The organism is Streptomyces argenteolus (genome assembly GCF_042902585.1).
Classification (GTDB): Bacteria; Actinomycetota; Actinomycetes; order Streptomycetales; family Streptomycetaceae; genus Streptomyces; species Streptomyces argenteolus.
Map to the genome: position 1 here is coordinate 41,139 of NZ_JBIBEG010000016.1, position 22,090 is coordinate 63,228.

Annotated in this window: 3 protein-coding genes; all 3 read left to right on the plus strand. The window is 72.5% G+C overall.

Features of this window, described 5'->3' with window-relative positions; genetic code table 11:
- Window positions 1–17: 17 nt before the first annotated feature.
- Entirely contained in the window at window positions 18–1,277 is a 1,260-nt protein-coding gene (locus ACFY8O_RS33350) for a methylaspartate mutase (protein ID WP_387909003.1), read from the plus strand.
- Between the two features lie 435 nt (window positions 1,278–1,712).
- A complete protein-coding gene (locus tag ACFY8O_RS33355) occupies window positions 1,713–18,551 on the plus strand; it encodes a type I polyketide synthase (RefSeq protein WP_387909001.1) in 16,839 nt (5,612 codons plus the stop codon).
- A gap of 39 nt (window positions 18,552–18,590) precedes the next feature.
- A partial coding sequence (locus ACFY8O_RS33360) for a type I polyketide synthase (RefSeq protein ID WP_387909002.1) occupies window positions 18,591–22,090 on the plus strand: 3,500 nt, incomplete at its 3' end.

Genomic DNA, 22,090 nt, shown 5'->3' on the forward strand with positions numbered 1-22,090 from the left:
CCGACTTCGGTGCCTTCGTGCGGGCGCACGGGGCGCGGGGCCGGCTCGTGGTGCAGCCCCGCATGGGGTTCGGCGACCCGGCCCGCATGCGGGCCGGGCTGCTCGCCACCCGCCGCGCCGACGCCCACACCGTGGGCACCATCACCCTGGACAGCCACACCCGCGTCGGTCATCTGCAGGCCGTCGAGGAGGCGCTGCGCGCCGGCTTCGACCTCAACGGCTACCCGGTGGTCAGCCACCCCGCCGAGACGACCGAACAGGTCCTGGACGGCATCCGTGGCCCCGACTTCCCCGTACAGGTGCGGCACGGGTCCGCCGTCCCCCGGGACATCTTCGCCGCCCTCGCCGCTCTCGGCCTGACCGCCACCGAGGGCGGTCCCGTCTCCTACTGCCTTCCCTACGGCCGCACCCCGCTCGCGGAGGCGGTCAGGGAATGGGCCGTGTGCAGCGAACTGTTCGCCGAGCTCAGCGGCACCGGTGCCGAACCGCACATCGAGACCTTCGGCGGCTGCATGCTGGGACAGCTCTGCCCGCCCAGCCAGCTGGTCGCCCTCAGCCTCCTGGAGGCGATGTTCTTCGTCCAGCACGGAGTGCGCAGCGTCTCCCTCAGCTATGCCCAGCAGACCCATCTCGGCCAGGACCAGGAGGCGGTCGCCGCGCTGCGCCGCCTGTGCCGTGAACATCTGCGCACCGATGACTGGCACGTGGTCGTGTACGCGTACATGGGGGTCTACCCGCAGACCGACGACGGCGCGCTGCGGCTGCTCCGCCAGGCCGCCGAACTCGCCGTCACCACGGGCTGCGAACGGCTCATCGTGAAGACCGTCGCGGAAGCCCGGCGCATCCCCACGATCGCCGAGAACGTCCAGGCACTGGAGTACGCCGCGGACGTGGCCGCACGCACCGCCCGGCCCGCCGCCGGTGCCGGCACCGGGGTGGAGGCCGACTCCGAGACGTACCAGGAGGCCCGGGCGCTGGTGGAAGCGGTGCTGTGCCTCCATTCCGACATCGGCACCGCCCTGATGCGTGCCTTCCAGCACGGTTACCTCGACATCCCCTACTGCGTGCACCCCGACAACTGCGGGCGCACGCGCAGCTACCTGGACAGCGCGGGCCGGCTGCGCTGGGCCGACATCGGCTCCCTGCCGCTCGGGCACCTGGTGACCGGCCTGAGTACCGGGCGCGTCACCGCCCCGGGGCTTCTCGGCGACCTCTCCTACGTACGCAGCACCTTCGACGAACCTCGGAACCCGCCGGTCCTGCTCGACGGTGGCTGAGCGTCCCCGGGCGCGGCACGCCGAGCGCCCGGCAGGACGCGCGACGCGGAATGTGGCCGTGTGCCCGACTCCGGCCGCGATATCCGCGCCGCTCGCCGTGCCGGGCAATGGCGCGCCGCTCGGGAAGAGGGCCATTACCGGGCGCCGTCAACGGCAACCGGGGTCACTAGGGGGTGTCAGCCGGAACCCCGCCCCCTTACGTTGGCGATATACCGGCCGGAATTTCCGGCCCGGCCGTCGCCGATGCAAGCGACAGCAACGGATTCGACAACGGATCTGACCACCGATTCGACACCGGATCCAGAACAGCCATGACGAACGACGAATCCAAGACATGTATTCCGTAATGGCCGGCACACCGTAACAAGGCCGGGTGTAGGCATATTCGCGCGCCGTCGACCGCGTGCGAACCAGTGATGACCGTGGAGTGCGCTGATGACCGAGCCCGGTTCCCTTTCCTCTTCTGCCGACAACGTGAATGCGTCGCACGCCCAAGCGGGTGACCATTCCGAACTGGTGCGCCGGCTGGAGGCGCTTCCGGTCGCCGAGCAGACCCGGCAGCTGACGGACCTGATCTGCCGCGAGGCCGTGGCCGTGCTCCGGCGCCTGCGCCCGGACGAGAAGCGGGTGGCCGTCGACGCGCGCCGCCCCTTCCGCGAACAGGGCCTGGACTCCCTCGGACTCGTCGCGCTCCACACCGGGGTCAACACCGCGACGGGGCTCGCGCTGCCGCCCACGGTCGGCTTCGACCACCCCACCCCCGCCCTCCTCGCCGAACACCTGCGCACCGAGGTCCTCGGACTGCCCTCCACCGCCGCGGCCGTCGACGGCCCGGCCGCCCGGCCGGTGGACGACGACGACCCCATCGTCGTCATCGGCGTCGCGTGCCGGTTCCCCGGCGGGGTCACCAGCCCCGAGCTGCTGTGGCAGCTGCTCCAGGAAGGCGGGGAGGTACTCGGCGAGTTCCCCCGCAACCGCGGCTGGGACGTCGACGGGCTGTACGACCCCGACCCGCAGGCGCAGGGCAAGAGCTACGTCAAGCACGGCGGCTTCCTCGCCGACGCCACCGACTTCGACGCGGACTTCTTCGGGATCAGCCCCCGCGAGGCGCTGGCCATGGACCCGCAGCAGCGGCTGATGATGGAGACCACCTGGGAGGTGCTGGAGCGCTCCGGTATCGACCCGCACCGGCTGCGCGGCACGCGCACCGGGGTCTTCGTCGGAGCCGAGGTCCACGAGTACGGCGTCCGCGTGCACGAGGCCCCCGACGGCCTCGACGGCTATCTGATGACCGGGAACGCGCCGAGCCTGGCATCCGGGCGCGTCGCCTACACCTTCGGTTTCGAAGGCCCGGCGATCACCGTCGACACCGCCTGCTCGGGATCCATCGTCTCCCTGCACCTCGCCGCCCAGGCACTGCGCCGCGACGAGTGCTCCCTCGCGGTCGTCGGTGGTGTCACCGTCATGGGCAGCCCCGGCATGTTCACCGCGTTCAGCCGTCAGCGCGGCCTGGCCCCCGACGGGCGCGTCAAGGCGTTCGCCTCCGCCGCCGACGGCACCGGCTTCTCCGAAGGCATCGGCCTGCTGGCCGTCGAGCGGCTCTCCGACGCCCGCCGCCACGGCCACCAGGTCCTCGCCGTCGTCCGGGCGACCGCGGTCAACCAGGACGGCGCCAGCAACGGCCTCACCGCGCCGAACGGCCTGTCGCAGCAGAGGCTGATCCGTGACGCCCTGGCCACCGCCGGACTGACCGCGGCCGACGTCGACGCCGTCGACGCGCACGGCACCGGCACCACGCTCGGCGACCCGATCGAGGCCCAGGCGATCATCGCCACCTACGGGCAGGGGCGCCCGGAGGGCAGCCCGCTCTGGCTGGGCTCGGTCAAGTCCAACCTGGGTCACACCCAGGCCGCGGGCGGTGTCGCGAGCATCATCAAGATGATCCTCGCCATGCGGCACGGGGTGCTGCCCAAGACGCTCCACGTCGACGCGCCGTCCCCGCACATCCGCTGGGAGGCCGGCGACGTCCGGCTGCTCACCGAACCGGTGGAGTGGCGCACCGGCGACCGCCCCCGCCGCGCCGGCGTCTCCGCGTTCGGCATCAGCGGCACCAACGCCCACGTCATCCTCGAGGAAGCCGCCGAGGAACAGGCCGCCGCGGCTGCCGATCCCGCTTCCGCGAAGAGCCCGGCCACCGACTCCGAGGGCGACCACGGCGACGCCCTCGACGCCGACGCGACGGCGACCGCCGGCGGACTCCTGCCGCTGTCCCTCTCCGCCCACAGCGCACCCGCGCTGCGCGCCCAGGCCGAGCTGCTCCGCGCCCACCTCGACACGCACCCCGGCACTCCGCTGCCGCACCTCGGCCACGCGCTCGCCACCACCCGCGCCGCACTCAGCCTCCGTGCCGTCGTCACCGTCAGCGACCACACCGGGCTCGACAGCGCGCTGCGCGCCCTCGCCGAGGACACCGCCCACCCCGACGTGGTGCGCGGTGAACCCGCCACCGGCCGACTCGCGTTCCTCTTCACCGGCCAGGGCAGCCAGCGCGCCGCCATGGGGCGTGAACTGTACGAGCGGTACCCGGTGTTCGCCGAGGCCCTGGACGAGGCCATCGGCCATCTCGACATCCAGCTGGAGCACTCCCTCTGGGACGTCCTCCTCGCCGACGAGGGCACCGAGGACGCCGCACTGCTCGACCGGACCCAGTACGCCCAGACCGGCCTCTTCGCGCTGGAGACCGCCCTGTTCCGGCTGCTGGAATCGTGGGGCGTACGGCCCGACTACCTCGCCGGCCACTCCCTGGGTGAGCTCTCCGCGGCCCACGCCGCCGGAGTGCTCTCCCTGGAGGACGCCGCGACGCTGGTCGCCGCGCGGGCCCGCCTGATGCAGGAACTGCCCGCGGGCGGTGCCATGGTCGCGGTCCAGGCCACCGAGGCGGAGGTCCTCGCCGCCCTCGCCGACGGCGACGGCACGGTCTCCCTCGCCGCCGTCAACGGCCCGAATTCCGTCGTCGTCTCAGGCGCCGAGCAGGCCACCCTCGCCCTGGCCGAACGCCTGGCCGCGGGCGGCGCCAAGACCAAGCGGCTGCGCGTCTCCCACGCCTTCCACTCGCCCCTCATGGAGCCGATGCTGGAGGAGTTCCGGGGGATCGCCCGGCTTCTGGAGTACCGCGCACCCCTGATCCCCGTCGTCTCCAACGTCACGGGCGAGATCGCCACCAGCGCCGAACTCTGCGACCCCGACTACTGGGTGGGCCACGTCCGCCGGGCCGTCCGCTTCGCCGACGGTGTCGACACCCTGGCCGGCGCCGGCGTCACCACCTTCCTGGAGCTGGGCCCCGACGCCGTACTCACCGCCATGGCGCAGCAGGCTCTGACCGATGCCGGTGACACCACCTCCGCCGACGACGCGCCCGCCTTCCACTGCCTGATGCGCCGTGGCCACGACGAGCAGCGGGAGCTGCTGACCGCCCTCGGCGCGGTCCACGTCCGCGGCTTCGACGTGGAGTGGGGCCCTGCCTGCGCGCCCGAGGGCGCACCCCGCGTCGAGCTGCCCACCTACGCCTTCCAGCGCCGCCGCTACTGGCTGACCCGCGGCATCACCGACTCCGGCGACCCCACGGGCCTCGGTCAGGTGGCCGCCCGGCACCCCCTGCTCGGGGCGGTGATCAGCCGCGCGGGCGAGGACGGCATCATCCTCACCGGCCGCGTCTCGCTGCGCTCCCACCCCTGGCTCGCCGACCACGCCATCGCCGGCACCGTGCTGCTGCCCGGCACGGCCTTCGTGGAGCTGGCCGTCCGGGCCGGTGACCAGGTGGGCTGCGACGCCATCGAGGAACTGACCCTCGCCACCCCCCTCACCGTCCCCGCGGACGGCACCGGCATCGCCCTGCAGATCCAGGTCGCCGCCCCCGACAGCGGCGGACGCCGTGCCATCTCGTTCTTCTCGAGGCCCGAGGACGCCACCGACGACGAGCCGTGGTCCCAGCACGCCGACGGCCTGCTTGCCCCTCTCGGTGCCCCCGCCGCCGACCGCGCGGGCTTCGGTCTGGCCGAGTGGCCCCCGCACGGCGCCGAGCCCGTCGACCTCACCGGCCTCTACGAGGACATGGCCACGAAGGGCTACGGATACGGCCCGGCCTTCCAGGGACTTCGCGCCGCCTGGCGGCACGACGGCGAGGTCTACGCGGAGGTCACCCTCCCCGAGGGCGTCCACGGCGACGCCGGGGCGTTCGCGCTCCACCCCGCCCTGCTCGACGCGGCGCTGCACGCCACCGACTTCACCCAGGACGGCACCGCCGACGACGTCACCCGTCTGCCGTTCGCGTGGCACGGCGTGACGCTCTACGCCACCGGTGCGTCCGCCGTCCGGGTCCGGATCGCCGCCACCGGCACCGACTCCGTCCTGCTGCGTCTGGCCGACACCACGGGCGCCCCGGTGGCCGCCGTCGACGGATACCTCGTACGCGCCGTCGACACCGCGCGGCTCGCCGCCGCCACGCGCACCGACAGCCTCAAGCGCGTCAACTGGGTCGAGGCGACCGCCGGTTCGCCCGTGGACGTACAGAACTGGGCGATCGCGGGAGCGGACCCGCTGGGACTGGCCGACACCCTCGGGGTGCCCGGCCACCCGGCGCTCACCGAGCTCGGCGCGGCGGTCGACGGCGGCGCAGCCGTACCCGACGTCATCCTGGTCACCCACGGTACGCAGGGCACCGGCACGGATCCCCTGACCACCGCTCGTACGGCCCTCGCCGGGCTCCTCGGCACGGTCAAGAGCTTCCTCACCGACGAGCGGCTCGCCGGCTCGCGGCTGATGCTGCTCACCCAGGGCGCCGTCGCCGCCACCGACGACGACCTTCCGCCCGCCCTCGACATCGCCCCGTTGTGGGGTCTGGTGCGGGCTGCGGAGGCGGAGAATCCGGGCCGGTTCGTGCTGGTGGACCGGGATGCGGTGGAGGTGTCCGCCGGTGTGCTGTCCGCGGTGCTGGCGACCGGTGAGCCGGAGGTGGCGTTGCGTGGTGGTGCGGTTCTGGTGCCGCGTCTGGTCTCGGTCGCTCCGGTGCCTGAGGGCGCTGAGGGCGCTGAGGGTGTCGCGGGTGCGGCTGGTGGTGCTTTTGGTGCGGGTACGGTGCTGGTGACGGGTGGTACGGGTGGTCTGGGTGCGTTGGTGGCCCGTCATCTGGTGTCTGAGCACGGTGTGCGCCGTCTGGTGCTGACGAGTCGTCGTGGTGCCGATGCTCCGGGTGCTGCGGAGTTGGCGGCGGAGCTGGAGGAGTCCGGTGCGGTCGTCACGGTCGCCGCGTGTGACACGGGGGACCGGGACGCGCTGGCCGCGCTGCTTGACGGCATCGACGCGGACCACCCCCTCACCGGCGTCGTCCACCTTGCCGCACTCCTTGACGACGGTCTCACCGAGTCCCTCACCCCCGAGCGCATCGACGCCGTGCTGCGGCCGAAGGCCGACGGAGCCTGGCATCTGCACGAGCTGACCCGGGACCTCCCGCTGAAGCAGTTCGTGCTCTTCTCCTCGACCGCTGCGTTCCTCGACGCCGCGGGACAGGGGAACTACGCGGCGGCCAACGTGTTCCTGGACGCCCTCGCCCTCCACCGGAGTGCCGCCGGGCTTCCCGCGACCGCGCTCAACTGGGGCCTGTGGACCGGGGACCACGGCATGGGCGCCGGCCTCGACCACGCCTCCGTGCAGCGCATCGCCGACCTCGGCCTCACCCCCCTGAACGCGCAGGAGAACCTCGCGCTGTTCGACACCGCGGTGAGCGAGGGCACCCCCGCCTCCGTGGTGCCCGTACGCCTCGACACGAGGGCGCTCCAGCGCCGGGGGGACTCCCTCCCCGCCGTACTCCGCGGCCTGGTCCGCACCCCCGCCCGACGCACCTCGGCCGACAGCGGTCCCGGCGCCGTTCCCGTCGAGCAGACCCTCGCCCAGCACCTGGCGACGCTCCCCGCCCCCGACCGCGCCGACGCCGTCCTCGGCCTCGTCCGCACCCATGTCGCGGGGGTGCTCCGCCACAGCGACGCCGAAGCCATCAGCCCGCAGCGCGCCTTCAGCGACATCGGCTTCGACTCCCTCGGCGCCGTCGAACTCCGCAACCGTCTCAACTCCGCCACGGGCCTGCGCCTGCCGGCCACCCTGATCTTCGACTACCCCACACCGCGCGGTCTCGCCGAACACATCGGCAGCAAGCTGCTCGCCGTGGAGACCGCCGCCCCCAAGGCCCCGGTCGCACCCAGCACGCCCGCCGACGAACCCATCGCCATCGTCAGCATGGCCTGCCGCTTCCCCGGCGGAGTCACCTCCCCGGAAGAGCTCTGGGAGCTCGTCGCCCAGGGCCGCGACGGTGTGTCCTTCTTCCCCACCGACCGTGGCTGGGACACCGACGGTCTGTACGACCCGGAGCCCGGCACGTCCGGAAAGTCCTCCACCCGTGAGGGCGGATTCCTCTACGACGCGGCGGACTTCGACCCCGAGTTCTTCGGCATCAGCCCCCGCGAGGCCCAGGCCATGGACCCCCAGCAGCGACTGCTGCTGGAGACGGCCTGGGAGGCTTTCGAACGCGCGGGCATCGATCCTCACAGCCGGCGGGGCTCGGACACCGGCGTCTTCGCCGGCGTGATGTACCACGACTGGAGCACCCGCCTCACCGATGTCCCGGAGGACGTCGCCGGGTACCTCGGCAACGGCGGCCTCGCCAGTGTCGTGTCCGGCCGTGTCGCCTACGCCCTGGGCCTCGAAGGCCCCGCCGTCACCGTCGACACCGCCTGCTCCTCCTCCCTCGTCGCCCTGCACTGGGCCCTCCAGGGGCTGCGCCGCGGCGAATGCTCCCTCGCGCTGGCCGGCGGCGTCACCGTGATGTCGACCCCGGACACCTTCATCGACATGAACCGGCAGCGCGGGCTGGCGTCCGACGGCCGCTGCAAGTCCTTCTCCGCGGCGGCGGACGGCACCGGCTGGGGTGAGGGCGCGGGCCTGCTGCTCCTGGAGCGGCTGTCGGACGCGCGGCGCAACGGTCACCCGGTGCTCGCGGTCGTACGCGGCTCGGCCGTCAACCAGGACGGTGCCAGCAACGGGCTCACGGCCCCCAACGGCCCCTCCCAGCAGCGCGTCATCCAGCGAGCCCTGCACGACGCCCGGCTCAGCCCCTCCGAGATCGACGCGGTGGACGGCCACGGCACCGGCACCACGCTCGGCGACCCGATCGAGGCCCAGTCGCTCCTGGCCGTCTACGGGCAGGAGCGCCCGGACGACGCCGAGCCGCTGTGGCTGGGGTCCGTCAAGTCCAACGTGGGCCACACCCAGGCCGCCGCGGGCGTGGCGGGAATCATCAAGATGGTCATGGCCATGCGCCACGGCCAGCTGCCGAAGACCCTCCACGTCGACCGTCCCTCCGACGAGGTGGACTGGTCGGAGGGCGCGGTGGAGCTGCTGACCGAGGCGCGCGCCTGGCCGGTGACCGGGCGCCTGCGCCGGGCCGCCGTCTCCTCCTTCGGCATCAGCGGCACGAACGCCCATGTGATCGTCGAGCAGGCACCCCTCAGCGCCGCACCGGCCGCCGCGACGACGACCGCCTCTGCTCCGTCCGTCCTGCCCTGGACGCTCTCCGGCACGTCCCCGCAGGCGCTCAGCGCCCAGGCCGAACGCCTGCTGCGGCACCTGGACAGGCTGCGGGACGACGAACTCGCCGCCGCCGGCCGCACCCTCGCCACCGGTCGCGCCGCCCTGGACCACCGAGCCGTGGTCGTGGGGGGCAGCAAGGCCGAGCTGGTCGAGGGGCTGCGGACGCTCGCTGCGGGTGGCTCGGGCGGTGTTGCCGTGGGTGCTGTGCGTACGGGCAGGTCGGCTTTCCTGTTCACGGGGCAGGGTGCGCAGCGGGTGGGGATGGGGCGTGAGCTGCATGCTGCCTTCCCGGTGTTTGCTGAGGCGTTCGATGCGGTGGTGGCGGAGCTGGATGGTCATCTGTCCGCGCCGTTGCGTGAGGTGGTGTGGGGCGAGGATGCCGGGGTTCTTGAGCGGACGGAGTTCACTCAGCCGGCGTTGTTCGCTTTTGAGACGGCGTTGTTCCGTCTGCTGGAGTCGTGGGGTGTGCGTCCGGACTTCGTTGCGGGGCATTCGGTGGGTGAGCTGACGGCCGCGCATGTGTCGGGTGTGCTGTCGCTGGCGGACGCGGCGCGGCTGGTCGCGGCCAGGGCCCGGTTGATGCAGGCGCTGCCGGAGGGCGGCGCGATGGTTGCCATCCGTGCCTCGGAGGACGAGGTCCTTCCGTATCTCACCTCGGGCGCGGTGAGTGTCGCGGCGGTGAACGGTCCGGAGGCGGTGGTGATCTCCGGTGCCGAGCACGATGTGCTGGAGGTTGCGGCCCGGTTCGAGGCGGAGGGTCGTAAGACGAGTCGTCTGCGGGTCTCGCACGCGTTCCACTCGCCGCTGATGGAGCCGATGCTCGCCGAGTTCCGTACCGTCGCGGAAGGCGTGACGTTCGGCGAGGCGCGTATTCCGGTGGTCTCCAACCTCACCGGCCGGCTGGCGACCTCGGACGATCTGCGCACGGCCGAGTACTGGGTGCGCCATGTCCGTGGGGCAGTTCGTTTCGGCGACGGGGTGAGTGCGCTCTCCGCCGCCGGGGTCTCGGTGTTCCTGGAGGTGGGTCCCGACGCGGTCCTCACCGCCATGGCACAGAACGCCCTCACCGAGGAGAGCGAAGCCGGTGACGCCGCGGTCTTCGCCCCGCTCGTGCGTCGTGAACGCTCCGAGACCCGTGAGCTGTTGCTCGGCCTCGGCCGCGCCACCTCCCACGGCGCCCGGCTCGACTGGGAGGCCCTGTTCGCCGCCTACGGTCCGGCAACAGGGGTCGTCGACCTTCCCACGTACGCCTTCCAGCGCAAGCGCTACTGGCTGAACGCCACCGTCAGCACGGCACCCGGCGTCGGGGGAGCCGGCCTGGAGCCGGTGAACCACCCGCTGCTCAGCGCCGCGGTGGTCGTCCCGGACTCCGACGGTGTGATGCTCACCGGGCGGCTCGCCGCCGGTACGCACGCCTGGCTTGCCGATCACGAGGTGCTCGGGAGCCTTCTGCTGCCCGGCACGGGCTTCGTGGAACTGGCCGTACGCGCCGGTGACGAGGTCGGCTACGGCCGGGTCGACGAGCTCACCCTCCAGGCCCCGCTGATCATTCCGCGCCGCGGCGCCACCGACCTGCGCGTCACCGTCGGCGCGACGGGCAGTGCCGCCGGTGCGGAGGCGGAGGGCCCCGCGGGCGCCCGTACCGTCACCGTCCACTCCCGACCGGAGGGGGCGGCACCCCACGAGTGGACGCTGCACGCCACCGGTGTGCTCACTGCCGCGCCCGCCGCACCGGACTTCGATCTGGTCCAGTGGCCGCCGCCGGGGGCCGAGCCGATCCCGGTGGAGGGTGCCTACGAGCGCCTCGTGGGACGCGGTTACGGTTACGGCCCCGTCTTTCAGGGGCTGAAGGCCGCCTGGCGCAAGGGCGAGGACGTCTACGCAGAGGTCGCGCTGCCCGAGGACGCGGGGACCGAGGCCGGACGCTTCGGTCTTCACCCCGCACTGCTGGACGCCGCGATGCACGCCGACCTGCTGGACGAGCAGGGCGCGGCGGACGGTGCCACCCTCCTGCCGTTCTCCTGGAACGGCGTCACCCTGCACGCTTCCGGCGCCACCGACCTGCGCGTGCATCTCAGCCGACTGCGCGGCGACGAGCTCTCCGCGCTCCGGGTGGCGGACGCCGCCGGGCGCCCCGTGGCGACCGTGGAGTCGCTCGTGTCGCTGCCGGTCTCCGCAGGCCAGCTCGACGGCTCCGCCGGCCGGACCGACGCCCTCCGTCGGATCGACTGGAGACCGCTGCCTCTCGCCCAACCCTCGAGCGAGCCGACCGCGGCACTCGTGCCGGCCTCCCTGGGCGCCACGCCGTTCGCCGCCGGCACGGTCACCGAGTACGCGGACCTGGCGGCGCTTCAAGCTGCTCTGGACACCGGGGCTCCGGCCCCGGAACACGTGCTCTGCCCGGTCCCCGACCTGAGCGGCGACGCCGCTCTGCCGGACGCGGTCCGCTCCACGGCCAACTGGCTGCTCGCGACCGTCCAGCAATGGCTCGCGGACGAGCGCCTCGCCCTGTCCAGGCTGGTCGTGGTCACCCGTGGTGCGGCCACCGCGCCGCCTGCGGCGGCAGCCGACCTCCAGGCTCCGGCCGCACTCGTCCAGGCCCCGTTGTGGGGTCTGGTGCGGGCTGCGGAGGCGGAGAATCCGGGCCGGTTCGTGCTGGTGGACCGGGATGCGGTGGAGGTGTCCGCCGGTGTGCTGTCCGCGGTGCTGGCGACCGGTGAGCCGGAGGTGGCGTTGCGTGGTGGTGCGGTTCTGGTGCCGCGTCTGGTCTCGGTCGCTCCGGTGCCTGAGGGCGCTGAGGGCGCTGAGGGTGTCGCGGGTGCGGCTGGTGGTGCTTTTGGTGCGGGTACGGTGCTGGTGACGGGTGGTACGGGTGGTCTGGGTGCGTTGGTGGCCCGTCATCTGGTGTCTGAGCACGGTGTGCGCCGTCTGGTGCTGACGAGTCGTCGTGGTGCCGATGCTCCGGGTGCTGCGGAGTTGGCGGCGGAGCTGGAGGAGTCCGGTGCGGTCGTCACGGTCGCCGCGTGTGACACGGGGGACCGGGACGCGCTGGCCGCGCTGCTCGCCGGCATTGACGCGGACCACCCCCTCACCGGCGTGGTGCACGCCGCGGGGGTGGCCGACAACGGGCTCACCGGTGCCCTCACGGCCGAACGACTGGACGCCGTGCTGCGGCCGAAGGCCGACGGAGCCTGGCATCTGCACGAGCTGACCCGGGACCTCCCGCTGAAGCAGTTCGTGCTCTTCTCCTCCGCCGGTGGCCTGGTCCTCGCCGCCGGACAGGGGAACTACGCGGCGGCCAACGTGTTCCTGGACGCCCTCGCCCTCCACCGGAGTGCCGCCGGGCTTCCCGCCACCTCCCTGGCGTTCGGCATGTGGGCCGTGGACACCGGCCTCGGCGGGTCCCTCTCCGAGGCCGACCTCGACCGGATGAACCGTCTCGGCACGCCCGCCTTCGCCGTCGAGGAGGGACTCGCCCTCTTCTCCGCCGCGCTCGGCACCGGACTGCCCGCCCTCGTCCCGCTGCCCGTGGACGCCGTCGCTCTCTCGGCCCGCTCCGGGGAGCTTCCCGCCCTCCTGCGCGACCTGGCGCACCGTCCGGGCCGTACCCCTCGCCGGGCCGCTGCCGGCGGCGCCGGGGTGGATGCCGGGCTGGGCGGACTTCTCGTCGGTACCGCGGCGGAACGCTCCCGGGCCCTGCTCGAACTGGTCAGGAGCGAAGCCGCCACCGTGCTCGGCCACAGCGGAGCAGATGGTGTCAGCCCGGACCGGGCGTTCAAGGACATGGGATTCGACTCCCTGGCGGCGGTGGAATTCCGTAACGCCCTCACGGGTGCCACCGGCGTCCGGCTGCCGGCCACCCTCGTCTTCGACCACCCCAACTCGCGTGCGGTCGCCGACTTCATCGGGGCGCGGCTGTCCGGCGTCTCCGCCCCTGCGGCACCCGCCGTACGGGCCGCCGTGCCTGTTGCCGCCGACGACCCGATCGCCATCGTCAGCATCAGCTGCCGCTTCCCCGGCGACGTCAGAAGCGCCGAGGACCTGTGGCAGTTGGTCGCCGAAGGCCGCTCGGCCATCACGGGCTTCCCCGCCGACCGTGGCTGGGACGCAGACGCCCTGTACGACCCCGAGCCCGGCACACCCGGCAAGACCTACGCCCGTGACGGCGGATTCCTGCACGACGCAGCCGACTTCGACCCCGAGTTCTTCGACATCATGCCGCGTGAGGCACTGGCCATGGACCCCCAGCAGCGGGTGCTGCTCCAGGGGGCCTGGGAGGCCATCGAGCGCGCCGGGATCGCTCCGGACTCACTGCGCGGCTCCCGCACCGGCGTCTACGTCGGCATCATGTACCACGACTACGGCTCCCGGGCCGGCACCGTGTCCGACGAGCTGACCCCCTACCTGGGCAACGGCAGCGCGGGCTCCATAGCCTCCGGGCGCGTCTCGTACGCTCTGGGCCTGGAAGGCCCGGCCGTCACCGTGGACACCGCCTGCTCGTCGTCCCTCGTGGCCCTGCACTCGGCGATCCAGGCCCTGCGGTCCGGTGACTGCGACATGGCACTGGCCGGTGGCGTCACCGTCATGCCCAACCCGGACATCTTCGTCGACTTCAGCCAGCAGCGGGGCCTGGCGGCCGACGGCCGCTGCAAGTCCTTCTCGGCCGGCGCCGACGGCACCGGCTGGTCCGAAGGACTCGGCCTGCTGCTGGTGGAGCGGCTGTCGGACGCCCGGCGCAACGGTCACCCGGTGCTCGCGGTCGTACGCGGCTCGGCCGTCAACCAGGACGGTGCCAGCAACGGGCTCACGGCCCCCAACGGCCCCTCCCAGCAGCGGGTCATCCAGCAGGCCCTGGCCTCCGCCGGCCTCACCACGGCCGACGTCGACATGGTCGAGGGCCACGGCACCGGAACCCGTCTCGGGGACCCGATCGAGGCACAGGCCCTGCTGGCCACCTACGGCCAGGAGCGCCCGGAGGGGCAGCCGCTGTGGCTGGGATCCATCAAGTCCAACATCGGCCACGCCCAGGCAGCGGCCGGCGTCAGCGGCCTCATCAAGGCCGTCATGGCACTGCGCCACGGCCAGATGCCCGCCACCCTGCACGTGGACCGTCCGACGGACCAGGTGGACTGGTCGGAGGGCGCCGTGGAACTGCTGACTGAGGCGCGTGACTGGCCGGAGACCGGGCGCCCGCGCAGGGCCGCCGTCTCGTCCTTCGGGCTCAGCGGTACCAACGCCCACATCATCCTGGAGCAGGCTGCGGAGCCCTCGGCCCCGCAGACGCGCGAGCGCCTCTCCGATCCCGCGCCGGACGCCGTGCCCGTACCGCTCGCCCTGTCCGCGGCCAGCGCTTCCTCGCTGGCCGCCCAGGCGGAGCAGCTCCACGCCCACCTGTCGGACAACCCGGAACTCGACCTGTACGACCTCGGGTTCTCCCTCGCGACCTCACGTGCGGTGCTGGAACACCGCGCGGTGGTGCTGGCAGGCGACACGGAGCAACTGAGCGCCGGGCTGGTTGCGTTGCAGGACGGCCGGGAGAGCTCGTCGGTGGTGCAGGGCCTTGCCCGATCGGTCGGTGCCTTGGCCTTCCTGTTCACGGGGCAGGGTGCGCAGCGGGTGGGGATGGGGCGTGAGCTGTACGGCGCGTTCCCGGTGTTTGCTGAGGCGTTCGATGCGGTGGTGGCTGAGCTGGATGGTCATCTGTCCGCGCCGTTGCGTGGGGTGGTGTGGGGCGAGGATGCGGATGTGCTCGCTCGGACGGAGTTCACTCAGCCGGCGTTGTTCGCTTTTGAGACGGCGTTGTTCCGTCTGCTGGAGTCGTGGGGTGTGCGTCCGGACTTCGTTGCGGGGCATTCGGTGGGTGAGCTGACGGCTGCACATGTGTCGGGTGTGCTGTCGCTGGCGGATGCGGCGCGGCTGGTGGCGGCCAGGGCCCGGTTGATGCAGGCGCTGCCGGAGGGTGGCGCGATGGTCGCCGTCCGTGCCTCGGAGGACGAGGTCCTTCCGTATCTGACCTCGGGTGCGGTGAGTGTCGCGGCGGTGAACGGTCCGGACGCGGTGGTGATCTCCGGCGACGAGAACGATGTGCTGGAGGTTGCGGCCCGGTTCGAGGCGGAGGGGCGCAAGACGAGTCGTCTGCGGGTCTCGCACGCGTTCCATTCGCCGCTGATGGAGCCGATGCTCGCCGAGTTCCGTACCGTCGCGGAAGGCGTGACGTTCGGCGAAGCCGGTATCCCGGTGGTCTCCAACGTCACCGGTGAGCTGGCGACATCGGATGATCTGCGCACGGCCGAGTACTGGGTGCGGCATGTCCGTGAGGCGGTGCGTTTCGGCGACGGGGTGAGTGCGCTCTCCGCCGCCGGTGTCTCGGTGTTCCTGGAGGTGGGTCCCGACGCGGTGCTCACCGCGATGGCGCAGAACAGTGCGGCCGATGCGGTGTTCGTGCCCGGTCTGCGGCGTAACCAGAGCGAGCCCGAGGCGCTGGTCACCGCGCTCGCCCGCCTGCACACGGTGGGGCACGTCCCGGACTGGGCGGCGTTCTACGCGCCCACCGGCGCCCGCCGCGTCGACCTGCCCACCTACGCCTTCGAGAAGCGGCACTTCTGGCTGGACACCGTCGAGGCACCCGCCGTCGACGCTGCCGGTCTCGGTCAGGTGGCCGCCGGGCACCCCCTGCTCACGTCCGTGGTGGTCTCGCCCGAGGGCGGCAGCGTGGTCCTCACCGGCCGGCTCTCGGTGACCACGCACCCGTGGATCGCCGACCACGACGTGCTGGGCACCGTGCTGCTGCCCGGGACCGGCTACGTCGAACTGGCCCTCCGCGCCGCCGAGGAGGTCGGCTGCGATCTGGTCGAGGAACTCGTCATCGAGGCGCTGATGCCACTGCCGGAGAACGGTGACGGGGTCGCGGTGCAGGTGGTCGTCGGCGCACCCGACGATGCGGGCCGTCGTTCGCTGGCCGTCTACTCGCGCGTCGAGGACGCTCCGCCGCAGGTGGAGTGGACCCGGCACGTCTCCGGGTATCTGGCCGTCGAGAACCGTGAGCCGGTCACCCCCGAGCAGTTCGACGTCGGCTACGGGGTCTGGCCCCCGGCCGGCGCCGAACCGGTGGACGTCAGCAACGTCTACGACTACCTGACCGCGCAGGGCTATCACTACGGCCCGATGTTCCGCGGGCTGAAGGCGGTCTGGCAGCGTGACAAGGAGGTCTTCGCGGAGGTCGCCCTCCCGGACTACGCGCGGGACGAGGCGGCGCGTTACCGCATGCACCCCTCGCTGCTGGACGCGGCGCTCAGTGCCACGGACTTCCTCGGCGGACGCAAGCCCCAGGACGTCGGTGCCTCGATGCTGCCGTTCTCGTGGTCCGGTGTGTCCCTGCACTCGGGCGGCGCCGCCTGCTTCCGTGTACGGATCAACTGGACGGGATCCGACGAGGCCGTCGGCTCCGACGCGGTACGGCTGGAGCTCGCCGACGAGCACGGCACCCCCGTCGCGAGTGTGGAGTCCCTGGTGGTCCGTGCCGTCACGCCCGACCGGGTGTCGGCAGCCGCCGCGGCCTCCACGGGAACCCGTCACCTGGAGTCGATGTTCCGGCTGGGCTGGAGCCAGCTGCCGGTCGGCGCACACTCCGACGCCACCGTCGGCGACTGGGCGGTCATCGGTGAGGACGACCTCGGTCTCACCGCCGACCTCGGCCTCGCTCCCGGTGCCCTGCCGGTCCACGCCGACCTCGCCGCCCTCCGCGCGGTGGTCGACGCCGGCACCGAGGCGCCCGAGCTCGTGCTCCACCGCTGCCCCGGTGCGGCGGAGGGAGTCGATGTCGCCGAGCGCACGCATCGCACGGCGGCCGAGGTCCTCGGGCTCGTCCAGGACTGGCTGGCCGACCCCCGGTTCGCGGACTCGCGCCTCATGCTCGTCACCCATGGCGGTGTACTCACCGAGACCGAACCCACGGAGGGAACACCGAACGACCTCTCGCAAGCCCCTCTCTGGGGTCTGATCCGGTCCGCTCAGCAGGAGCACCAGGACCGCCTGGTCCTGGTCGACCTCGACGGCTCGGACACCGCCCGCCGGACGCTGCCCGCCGTGGCTTCGCTCCGTGAGCCGGAAGCCGCGGTGCGCGGCAGCGAGGTGAAGGTGCCGAGGCTGGCCAGGGTCTCCGCGGCCGAGGGGGACACCCCGCAGACCTGGGGTCCGACCGGCACCGTCCTGGTCACCGGTGGTCTGGGCGGCCTCGGAGCGGTGCTCGCCAGGCACCTCGTCAGCGCCCACGGCGTCCGCCACCTGGTGCTCACCGGTCGCCGTGGCGCCGAGTCGCCCCGCGCCGCCGCGCTGCGCGACGAACTCGGCGCACTGGGTGCCGAGATCACCGTCGCGGCCTGTGACACGGCCGACCGTGACGCCGTGGCGGCCCTGCTCGCGGCGATCCCGGCGGACCAGCCGCTGACCGCAGTGGTGCACGCGGCGGGAGTGATGGACAACGCCCTCATCGACGCGCTGACCACCGAGCAGCTCTCCGAGGTGTTCCGGCCCAAGGTCGACGCGGCCTGGCATCTGCACGAGCTCACGCGGGACCTGCCGCTGAAGGCGTTCGTCCTGTTCTCCTCGGTGTCGGGCCTGGCCATGGGAGCGGGTCAGGGCAACTACGCCGCGGCCAACCGGTTCCTGGACGCCCTCGCCGCCCACCGCAGGACCCAGGGGCTTCCCGCGGTCTCGCTGGCCTGGGGGCTGTGGGCCACCCGGACCGGCCTCGGCGGAGCCGGAGTCGACGAGGACCTCGAGGAGCAGCGGATGGCGGCCATGGGTCTGCCCGCGCTCTCCTCGGCGGAGGCGCTGGTCCTCTTCGACCAGTCGCTCGGCCTGGCCGCACCGACCGTGGTGCCGCTGCGGATCGATGCCGCGGCGATGACCGCGTCCGGCTCCGTGCCCGCGGTGTTCCGGGAAGTCGTCCAGCGCGCGACCGCGCGCACCGCCCGCCCGGCCGGCGGTCAGGGGACCCGCGGGGCCCAGCGCGCCCGGAGCTCCGCACCGGACGCGCAGAGCACCCAGTCGCTCGAAGAGCGTCTGGCAGCGCTGCCCGGGCAGGAGCGCGACCGGGTCCTGCTGGACACCGTGCGTACCCACGTCGCGGCCGTCCGGCACGACGAACCGGACGCGATCGACGTGGAGAAGGGCTTCACCGAGCTGGGTCTCGACTCGCTCGCCGCGATCGAGCTGCGCAACCGCCTCAGCTCCGCGACGGGGCTGCGGCTCCCCGCCACGCTGATGTTCGACTACCCGAACCCGATGACCCTGGCGAAGTTCCTGCTGGAGGAGCTGCTGCCCGGCATCGAAGCACTCGCACCGCCCGTCTCCGCTCCGGCCGCGAACGGCACGAGCGGTGGAGCTCCGGCTTCGGCCGCTTCGGGTGACGACGCCGAACTCCAGCGGCGCATCGGGACCGTCTCCATCGCCCGCCTCCGCGAGGCGGGACTGCTGGACACCCTGCTGCAGCTCTCGGCGGAATCCCCTGCGTCCGGCAACGGGTCCGAGGCCTCCGGCGACAACGGCGGCAGTGACAGCGGGCGCAGCGACGCGATCAAGAGCATGAACATCGAGGACCTGGTACGGGCAGCCCTCGGCACCGACAAGTCCTGACAGCATCCGGTCACCCAGCGAGAAACCAGGGACAATCACGTGGAAGCATCCGCTGAGCAGATCGTCGAAGCACTGCGCTCGTCCATGCTGGAGAACGAACGGCTGCGACAGCAGAACCGCCGGCTCACCGACCGTGCCGACGAGCCCGTCGCCATCGTCGGCATGGCGTGCCGCTACCCCGGTGGTGTGCGCACCCCGGAAGAGCTGTGGAACCTGGTCCGCGAGGGCAAGGACGCCGTCTCCGGCTTCCCCACCGACCGGGGCTGGAATCTCGACGCTCTGTACGACCCGGAGCCCGGCACCGCGGGCAAGTCCATCGCCCGCGAAGGCGGATTCCTCTACGACGCCGTGGACTTCGACCCGGAGTTCTTCGGGATCAGCCCCCGCGAGGCCCTGGGCATGGACCCGCAGCAGCGACTGCTGCTGGAGACCGCCTGGGAGGCGTTCGAGAGCGCGGGCATCGACCCGACGTCCGCCAAGGGCTCCGCGACCGGTGTCTACGCAGGCGTGATGTACCACGACTACGGACCCGGCAGCAGCGACGGCAGCCTGGTCACCGGCCGGGTCGCCTACACCCTGGGGCTCGAGGGCCCCGCCGTCACCGTGGACACGGCGTGCTCCTCCTCGCTGGTGGCCCTGCACTGGGCCGCCCAGGCCCTCCGTAAGGGCGAGTGCACCCTCGCCCTGGCCGGCGGCGTCACCGTGATGACGGAACCCGACATGTTCGTCTACTTCAGCGAACAGCGGGGCCTGGCTGCCGACGGCCGTTGCAAGTCCTTCTCGGCGGGCGCCGACGGCACCGGATGCTCCGAAGGCGCCGCGCTCATCCTGCTGGAACGCCTCTCCGACGCCCGTGCCAACGGACATCCGGTCCTCGCGGTGATCCGTGGCTCCGCCCTCAACCAGGACGGCGCCTCCAGCGGGCTCACCACGCCCAACGGCCCCTCCCAGCAGCGGGTCATCCGGCAGGCGCTGGCCGACGCCGGCCTGACCGCCGCCGACATCGACACGGTGGAGACCCACGGCACCGGCACCACCCTCGGAGACCCCATAGAGGCTCAGGCCCTGATGGCCACGTACGGCCGTGAGCGTGCTCCGGGCGGAGAGCCGCTGCTCCTCGGCGCGCTGAAGTCCAACCTGGGCCACACCCAGGCCGCAGCCGGGGTCGGCGGCGTCATCAAGATGGTCCTGGCCATGCAGGAGGGCTACCTGCCCGGCATCGTGCACCTGGACGAGCCCACCCCCCAGGTGGACTGGTCCGCCGGAGCCGTGGAACTGCTGACCGAATCCCGGGACTGGCCGGAGACCGGCCGTCCACGACGCGCCGCCGTCTCCTCCTTCGGAATCAGCGGTACGAACGCCCACGTCATCGTCGAACAGGCCCCGCCCGCCGACGGGGACACCCCCGCCGACGGGGACACCCCGCGGCGTACTCCCTCCGTCATTCCCTGGGTGCTCTCCGCGAAGACCCCGCAGGCGCTCATGGCTCAGGCCGACCGGCTGCGCGCCCACCTCGCGGCCCGCCCCGAAGCCCGGGCTCTCGACATCGCCCACTCCCTGGCCACAGGCCGGGCCACGCTCGAGCACCGAGCGGTCCTCATCGGCGAGAACCGCGCCGAACTGGATGCCGCCCTCGACTCCTTCGGCCGGACGGAAACCCCCGCCACTCTGCGCCGCCGGGGCCGCACGGCCTTCCTGTTCACGGGGCAGGGTGCGCAGCGGGTGGGGATGGGGCGTGAGCTGCATGCTGCGTTCCCGGTGTTTGCTGAGGCGTTCGATGCGGTGGTGGCGGAGCTGGATGGTCATCTGTCCGCGCCGTTGCGTGGGGTGGTGTGGGGCGAGGATGCGGATGTGCTCGCTCGGACGGAGTTCACTCAGCCGGCGTTGTTCGCGTTCGAGACGGCGTTGTTCCGTCTGCTGGAGTCGTGGGGTGTGCGCCCGGACTTCGTTGCGGGGCATTCGGTGGGTGAGCTGACGGCCGCACATGTGTCGGGTGTGCTGTCGCTGGCGGATGCGGCGCGGTTGGTGGCTGCGCGGGCTCGGTTGATGCAGGCCCTCCCGGAGGGTGGCGCGATGGTTGCCATCCGGGCGTCCGAAGACGAGGTTCTTCCCTACCTGACCTCGGATGCGGTGAGTGTCGCGGCGGTGAACGGTCCGGAGGCGGTGGTGATCTCCGGTGCCGAGCACGATGTGCTGGAGGTTGCGGCTCGTTTTGAGGCGGAGGGGCGCAAGACGAGTCGTCTGCGGGTCTCGCACGCGTTCCACTCGCCCCTCATGGAACCCATCCTGGAGGTGTTCGGCCAGCTGGCCGCCACCCTCACCTTCAACAGCCCGAACATCCCGGTCGTGTCGAACGTCACGGGGGAGCTGGCCACCGCCGACGAGCTCCGTTCGCCCGAGTACTGGGTGCGGCACGTGCGGGAGGCCGTGCGCTTCGCGGACGGCATTCGCTGCCTGGAGTCCAAGAACGTCACGACCTTCGTCGAGATCGGACCCGACACCGTCCTGACCGCCCTGGCGCAGGACTGTGTCGCGCCTGGCAACGAGCAGCAGGACGCCGCCGCCCTCATCCCGACACAGCGGCGCGACCGTTCCGAACAGCGCGAACTGCTGTCCGGACTCGGTGCGGCACACCTCCGCGGCGTGCGCGTGGACTGGAGCGCGTGCCTTCAGGACACCGGCGCCGAGCGGATCGACCTGCCCACGTACGCCTTCCAGCGGCAGCGCTACTGGCAGGAGAGCTTCACCAACGCGGCCGGCAAGGGCGACGCTTCCGGTGCGGGGCAGACCCCCCTCGACCACCCGCTGCTCCGAGCCGCCGTGAGCACGCCCGACGAGAGGATCGTGCTGACGGGACGACTCTCCCTCAACTCGCACCCCTGGCTCGCTGACCACAGTGTGCTGGACAGCGTGCTGGTGCCGGGAACAGGTCTGGTGGAGCTGGCCCTGCGCGCGGGGGAGGAGGTCGGGTGCGGCCTGCTGGACGAGCTGACCCTGCAGGCGCCCCTGGTGCTTCCCGGTTCCCACGGCGTACAGGTCCAGGTCGTCGTCGACGCACCGACCGGCGACGGCGGGCGGCCGGTGGGTATCCATTCGCGGCCCGAGGACGACCCTGAGGCGCTCTGGACGCTCCACGCGGAGGGGACGCTGCGCCCGGACGCGCCTGCTCCTGACTTCGATCTGGTGGCGTGGCCGCCGGCCGGCGCGGTGTCGGTTCCGGTCGCGGGTGCGTACGAGCGCCTGGCGGAGCAGGGGTACGGCTACGGCCCGGTGTTCCAGGGGCTGAGGGCTGTCTGGACCCGCGGTGAGGAGATCTTCGCCGAGGTCGCGCTGCCCGACGACGCTCGTGAGGAGGCGGGGCGGTTCGGACTGCACCCGGCTGTGCTCGATGCTGCTCTGCACGCGGCGATGGTCACCGAGGCCGCTGACGACGGTGCCCCGGCCCTGCCGTTCTCGTGGACGGGTGTGTCGCTGTTCGCGGCGGGTGCGTCGGTGGTGCGGGTGCGGATTGTGCGGGGTGGTAAGGGTCAGTTGGCGTT